The organism is Thermus igniterrae ATCC 700962 (assembly GCF_000376265.1).
GTDB lineage: Bacteria > Deinococcota > Deinococci > Deinococcales > Thermaceae > Thermus > Thermus igniterrae.
In genome coordinates this window covers 1-6,571 of the sequence record NZ_AQWU01000020.1, presented here as the reverse complement: position 1 = coordinate 6,571, position 6,571 = coordinate 1, and the positions used below count along the sequence as shown (strand labels likewise).

Annotated in this window: 4 protein-coding genes; 2 read left to right on the top strand and 2 right to left on the bottom strand. The window is 71.3% G+C overall.

Features of this window, described 5'->3' with window-relative positions:
- The first annotated feature begins 364 nt into the window (after positions 1 to 364).
- Positions 365 to 1,945, top strand: coding sequence for a S8 family peptidase (locus tag B128_RS0100410; protein ID WP_018110332.1), 1,581 nt, complete (start codon positions 365 to 367; stop codon positions 1,943 to 1,945).
- A gap of 10 nt (positions 1,946 to 1,955) precedes the next feature.
- Positions 1,956 to 4,526 (top strand): S8 family peptidase, encoded by a 2,571-nt coding sequence (locus tag B128_RS13290; protein ID WP_018110331.1) that lies wholly within the window; start codon positions 1,956 to 1,958, stop codon positions 4,524 to 4,526.
- On the opposite strand, the gene B128_RS0100400 is transcribed toward B128_RS13290, so the two are convergent.
- Both B128_RS0100400 and B128_RS12930 read right to left on the bottom strand, forming a co-directional pair.
- Positions 4,507 to 5,331, bottom strand: a complete 825-nt coding sequence (locus tag B128_RS0100400) for a hypothetical protein (protein WP_018110330.1) — start codon at positions 5,329 to 5,331, stop codon at positions 4,507 to 4,509. The genes B128_RS13290 and B128_RS0100400 overlap by 20 nt on opposite strands.
- Positions 5,332 to 5,390: 59 nt before the next feature.
- On the bottom strand, positions 5,391 to 6,571 hold a 1,181-nt coding region (locus B128_RS12930; protein WP_040683533.1), incomplete at its 5' end, for a hypothetical protein.

Genomic DNA, 6,571 nt, shown 5'->3' with positions numbered 1-6,571 from the left:
GCCCCTCCCTCAGGCCCTCCTCCGAGTGGGAGGCCAGGTAGAGGACCTCGGGACGGGCCTCCTCCAAAAGGGCCAGGACCGTGGTGGCGTTGTAGCGTGGATGCAGGATGTGGAAGGGGCCAAGGGAAGGCAGTAAGAGCATCCTCACCATCTTAGAGGCTGTCGTAAAAGTCCTCCACGGCCAGCTACGCGGCCCTAGCCAGCCGCTTCACCAACAAGCGTAGCATGCCCAGATACACCCAGGCCTCGCTCACCCGAGGGTTAGCTTCGTAGTCCTTGGCAAGCCGCCGTAAGATTTTGTTAAGGGCCCGCGCCCTAACCTAGGGAGGGAAAACCCACTGGGTTTTCCCCAAGGAGGTAGGTTATGAGGAACGGTCTGCGGCTCCAGGTTCTTCTGACCCTGTTGCTGGCGGCCCTCTTCGCCTGCCAGCAGAGCGGCCGCCCTCCCCAGGAAGGGCAGCCCACCCCCGCCCAGGAGGCTCCGGTCTACGGGCTGGAGGCGCCGCGGGTCATTCCAGGAAGCTACATCGTGGTGCTTAGGGAAGACAAGGGGACGGAGGTAGAGGGCGTGCTGCAGGCGCTGGAGAGGGAAGGCGTAGGCGCCCTGGGCCTGGCCCCCGAGGAGAGCCGGGTGCAGTTCGTCTACAAGGAGGCCCTCAAGGGCTTCGCCGCCAGGCTAACCCCCGCCGCCCTGGCCCGGCTGCGCAGGGACCCCCGGGTGGCCTACATCCAGGCGGACGGGCTCCTGGAATACGATCAGATGCGGGTCCAGCCTAATCCCCCCTGGGGCTTGGACCGGATTGACCAGCGGAACCTCCCCCTGAACAACACGTACACCTACACCGCCACGGGCCGTGGGGTCAACATCTACATCCTGGACTCGGGCATCCGCATGACCCACCAGGAGTTTGCTGGCCGCATCCGTCTCGGCTTTGACGTGAACGGGGGCTCGGGGGAGGACTGCTTTGACCACGGAACCCACGTGGCGGGGATCGCCGCCGGCTCCACCTACGGGGTGGCCAAGGAGGCCACGGTCTGGAACGTGAAGGTGGGCGTGGAACCCGGTTGCTACCTCACCGCCTCCTCTATTATCGCCGGGGTGGACTGGGTGACGGCAAACCGCCAGCTCCCCGCCGTGGCCAACATGAGCCTGGGCGGCCCCCCTCAGCCCGCCATAGATCAGGCGGTCCGGAACTCCATCGCCCGCGGCGTGGTCTACACCTTCTCGGCCGGTAACAATAACAGGGATGCCTGCGGTCAAAGCCCGGCACGGGTGCGGGAGGGCATCACGGTGGCCGCCAGCGACATAAACGACCAGAAGGCGTGGTTCTCCAACTGGGGTACCTGTGTGGACCTCTTTGCCCCGGGGGTTAACATCCTCTCAGCCGTCTATACGGGAGACGCTGACGCCGGGTTGATGAGCGGCACTTCCATGGCCGCCCCCCACGTGGCCGGCGTGGCCGCCCTCTACCTGGAGCAGAACCCCACCGCGACCCCGGCCCAGGTGCAGCAGGCCCTCCTGACCAACGCCACCCTGGACCGAATCCAAAACCCTTGGGGGACGCCCAACCGGCTTCTCTACAGCCTCTTCGCCGCGGCGCCGCCCCCGCCGCCCCCGGCCCCGCCAGCCCCGCCGGCCCCCTGCCAGATGGGCCGGAGCTATACGGGCACCCTCATGCCGGGGAGCGTGGCCTACCAGCCCAGCGCCCTCGGGTACCAGAGCGCTTCGGGCATCCAGGAAGGCTGCCTCCAAGGGCCCACCGGGACCAATTTTGACCTCTACCTCGAGGCCCGCCAGGGCAACGCCTGGGTGGAGGTGGCCAGAAGCACCGGGCCCACCTCCCAGGAGGTGGTGCGGTACCAGGGGTCCGCGGGCTTCTACCGCTGGCGCATCGTGGCGAAGCAGGGCCTGGGCAGCTATACCTTCAGGCTCCAGACCCCCTAGGAGGTGACCCGTGAAGACCCGGCGCGTTCGGCTCTTGCTCGCCCCCCTCTTGGCGGGCCTCCTCGGGGCCTGCGGGGGGGGCAGCTCCTCCCCTCCGCCTCCGCCGCCCCCCGGTGGGGACCACGCCCCCGCCTACGTGGAGGCGGGCCTCCTGGTCCTCCCCCCAAGCGTCTCTCCCCAGGGGCTCTCCCTTCAGGAAAACCCCCAGGCCCGCCTCCTTCGGCGGGCCCTCGCCGCCAAGCCCCTGGGCCCGGGGGCCGAGGGAAGGCCTAGCCCCCAGGCGGTGAAGGCCCGGGCCTACCTGGCCGTGGCCTGGGCCCCCGTGCCCCAGGCCCAGGGCTACCGCCTCTACCTCCGCCTGGGCGAGGAAGCCTCCTGGACCCCCATCGGGGAGGTGGGGGGGAGCAAGACCTTTGCCGAGGGCAGCTTCGCCCTCACCTTTGAGGAGGGTAACCGCCTGCAGCTGGGGGTGGCCGCCCTGGGCCCCTGGGGGGAGGGCCCCGTGGCCCCGGCGCCTCCCCTCCAACCCCTGGCCCCGCCCGTGCCCCAGAGCCCCCGGGACGGGGAGGACTTCCCCCAGACCCCCCTCTTCCGCTGGACCAACAGCCCCCGGGCCGAGGCCACGGGGGTCCTGGTGGCGAGCAAGACCCAGGAGGACCTCCTCGTGGCCCAGCTCTTTGAGGGCCAGGTGGGGGAGTGGCGGCCCCAGGAACCCCTGCCCGAGGGGGTCTACCTCTGGTACGCCCTGAACTTCGGCGGGCGCACCCGCTTCCAGAGCCCGGACCTCACCGACCTCTTCGGAACCTTTAACGTCTGGAGCGCCGCCTCAGGGGGGGAGTTCAGCATCGGTGGGGCCCTCCGGGCCAGCATCTCCGGCACCATCCGTCTGGTGGGGGCGGGGACACAGGCCCAGCTCCCCGAGGCCCTGGGAGAAGCCCTGGCCAAGCTGGAGCTCCGCCAAGCCCTCACCGAGCTCTTAAAAGACCCACCCCCCATGCGCCCGGACCGGGTGATCCTGCGCCTGCGGGAGGGGGTGGCCCCGCAGGCCGTCCAAAGGCTACGGGCCGAGGGCTTCGTCCTGGAAGCGGAACGGCCCCTGGCCCTGAAAGGGGTGGTGGCCTACCGCCTGGCTGCCGTGCCCCAGGCCCTGGTCCAGGACCCCGCCCTGCCCTTGAAGGCCGCCCTGGCATTCCTGGACCGGCCCGACGTGGTCTGGGCCCAGCCCGATTACATCCAGTTTGCCCAGCGCGTTCCCAACGATCCTCTCTACCCCTTCAACTGGAACTACGACCTCATCGGCATGCCCCGGGCCTGGGACATCACCGTGGGAAGCCCCAGCGTGGTGGTGGGGGTGGTGGACTCGGGCGTCCTCTGGGACCCCCTGCGCCCCGAGCGGACCCACCCCGACCTGGTGGGCCAGGTCCTGGGGGGCTACGACTTCATCAGCGACCCCGCCTTGGCGGCCGACGGGGACGGGCGCGACCCCGACCCCTACGATACCGGCCCCGGCTCCCTCACCAGCTACCACGGGAGCCACGTGGGGGGCATCATCGGGGCGGTGGGCGACAACGGCGTGGGCATCCCCGGAATGGCCTGGCGGGTGAAGCAGGTGCACGCCCGGGCGTTAGGCCCAAATCCCCAGGCCGGCACCGGAACGGGTTCCTCGGTGGACATCGTGGAGGGCCTGCTTTGGGTGGCGGGGCTTCCCGTGCCCGGGGTGCCCCAGAATCCGCACCCCGCCCAGATCGTGAACCTCTCCCTCGGGTCTAGAGTCCCCTGCGCCGCCCATCCCTTCTACCGCGACGCCATCCCACAGCTCCTGGCCCGGGGGGTAATCGTGGTGGTCGCGGCCGCAAACTCCAACGAGGACGCCAGCCAGTACAGCCCCGCAAGCTGCCCCGGGGTCATCACCGTGGGGGCGGTGGGGCCCAGAGGAACCCGCGCCTCCTACTCCAACTACGGCCTCACCGTGGCAGTCATGGCGCCCGGAGGGGACATCCAGGGCAACCCCCGCGATGGGGTGCTGAGCCTTTCCCGGAACGACACCACGGGAGAGATGAGGTACGAGTTCGCGGATGGCACCTCCATGGCCACCCCCCACGTGACGGGCCTGGTGGCCCTCATGAAGAGCCTCAAGCCCAGCCTCACCCCCCAGGAGGCCCGCGCCATCCTCCAGGCCACCGCCAGTCCCATGAGCGCCGAGGCCTGCCGCAGGCCCACGGGAGCCGAGTGCGGGGCCGGGCTGGTGAACGCCCCCGCCGCCCTCCAGGCCCTGGGAGCCACGCCCCCGCCCCCCGTGGAGGGAGGCCTCCTGAACACCCTGGTGGCCGCCTGTCCCCTGGACCAGAACGGAAACCCCCAGTGCACTGACCCCCGGGCGGTGGGGATCCGCCTGGGCACCACCGCCTCCGAAAGCCCCTACGTCATCCCCGACGCCCGCCGGGGGGTGCCCTACGCCGTCATCGCCTGGAAGGACGTGAACGGGAACCGGGTGGTGGACGCGGGGGACCTGGTGGGCACCTACCCAAACCCCGTGGTTCCGCCCGCCACCGGGGTGGACTTCACCGTGAGCCCCCGGTGAGCCGCTCCACCACCTTGCGGGCGTGAAAGACGTTCCCCGCCCCCAGCACGGGGGCGGGGGCCTTCTCCCCCAGGTAGAGGGCGTACCGCCCCCCCTCCACCCGCACCCCCTCCAGGCGTCCCTCCGCCCCCTCCCCCAAAACGACCACGGCGGCGGTGGGGTTATCCCGGAAGGCCACCCCCTCCAGGCGGTAGCGCCCCGCTCCCAGGACCAGGATCCCGGCGTGGCCCGAGGGCCCCACCTCCCCCCCCAGGACCTGGGCCTCCGCCCGGCCCTGGAGGAGGAGGCAGGCCTGCACCCCCGCCCGCAGGCGCACCTCCTCCAGGCGGGCCCGGGCCTTCTCCCCCAGGACCAAGACCGCCTGGGCCCCCCGCGCCCCCCCGTCCAGGAGGGTCCGGCGGGCCTCCACCTCCCCCTCCACCACGGCCACGGCCTGGCACCCCTCGCAGCGGAGCTCCGCCCCTTCCAGCCCGAGGCCACCCCCGGGGGCCACCCGCACCAGGGGCCCTCCGAAGCCCGGGGCGGCCTCCAGGACCACCCCCTCCAGACGGGCCCGCACCCCGGGGAAGACCACCAAGGGCCCCTCCAGGCGGAGCCTGGACCCTCCGGGAGGGGCGGCGAGGACCACGTCCCGCACCAGGTCCAGGGAAGGCAGGACCGCCTCCCCCCGGGGGAGGACCACCCGCCCCCCCTGGGCCAGCCGGGCCGCCAGGGCCTCCGGGGAGGGGGGACGGAGCCTGGGGTAGAGGGCGAGGCCGAGGGCGAGGAGGGCCAGGAGACCGAAGGTGAGGAGCGCGCGCGCCATACCCCGCCACTATACCAAAACCCCGGCCCCCTGGGGGGCCGGGGCCAGGGGCCTAGCCCTTAGGGCATCACGTTGATGGAGCCCGCCGGGCAGGGGGTGAAGACGCGCGTGGTGGGACCCCCTGTGTCCGTAACCTCGAGCCGCTGGGTGTAGGTGCTGCCGGCCGCAAGGCCGAGCGTGAATGCGGTGAAATCGCCCGCGGCAGCCGTGTCGTGAACAAAGGCCCCATCCGCCGGCGGTACCGCCGACACCGACGGGACGCCGAGGGCCGTGAGCGGACCCGCCGTCCCGCTGAAGCGATCGTACCTGGCCTGGGCCTGCACGTTGCCCCCAGCGTTCCAGTAGCGGATCTGGTAGACCCCGTCCAAGGGCGTGTTGGCGGTGACGCTGTAGTTCCCCTGCGGGCAGGCGAGGGCGGTGACCTGCGCCATGAAGCCCGCGCCCAAGGCGTCAGGGTTCCAGGAGCTGTGGCCGCGGTCGTTGAAGATGAGGGCCACGAGGCCGCGGTCGGGCTCCAGGGTCCAGTTCACCCGGTAGGGGGCGCTCTCCACGTCCTGGATCCAGTAGTAGACCTCGTTTATCCCCGCCACGTAGTTCGGGAGGCCGATGGCGGCGGCGGCGCCGAGGTTGCTCCGCAAGGGGTCGTTGCCGGGCGCCAGGCGGTAGAAGCTGAGCCTGGCCAGGCTGCCGCCCGCGATGGCCGCCTGGGCGTCGGTTTCCACGTAGCTCAGGACGTACTGGGACTGCCCCACCAGCCCCGCCGCATTACCCAGGGCAGCGTCAGCGGGCCGCGGGGCAGGCACGGGTGCCCCGGAAGGCGGAGCCAGGAAGGTGAGCTCAAAGCGGTCGTTGTCGTTGCCTGCGTTGTCGCCAGGAGGGTTGTTCACCTCATTGGCCGCGGCAGCCCGGTGGCGGATGGTAAGGGTGCGGAAGCTCGCCCGCACGTTGCCCCCCTGGTCCACGGCCAGGGCGATGAGGTCCAAGGGGCGGTTGGGGTTAACTGCCGGCTCGTTGGTGGGATCGGGCAGGCGCAGGTTGGCGGCCCCGCTGGCGCCCGGGATGCGGGCCAGCTCCACCAGGCCGGGCTGGGCTCCGTTGAGGTTCCACACGGGAGCATTGATGCCAGCAGCAGGTGCGGCGTTGCTGGCGAAGAAGAGCCGGACCTCCCGCACGCTGCTCTGGGCATCGCTGGCGTTGGCCCCAAAGGTGACCTGGCTCCAGGCGTCGTAGGTGCCGGCGC

What these genes read in the sequence shown, in the direction of transcription:
- B128_RS0100400 (WP_018110330.1), bottom strand. Translation starts at nt 5,331, where the DNA reads ATGGCGCGCGCGCTCCTCACCTTCGGTCTCCTGGCCCTCCTCGCCCTC.
- B128_RS0100410 (WP_018110332.1), top strand. Translation starts at nt 365, where the DNA reads ATGAGGAACGGTCTGCGGCTCCAGGTTCTTCTGACCCTGTTGCTGGCG.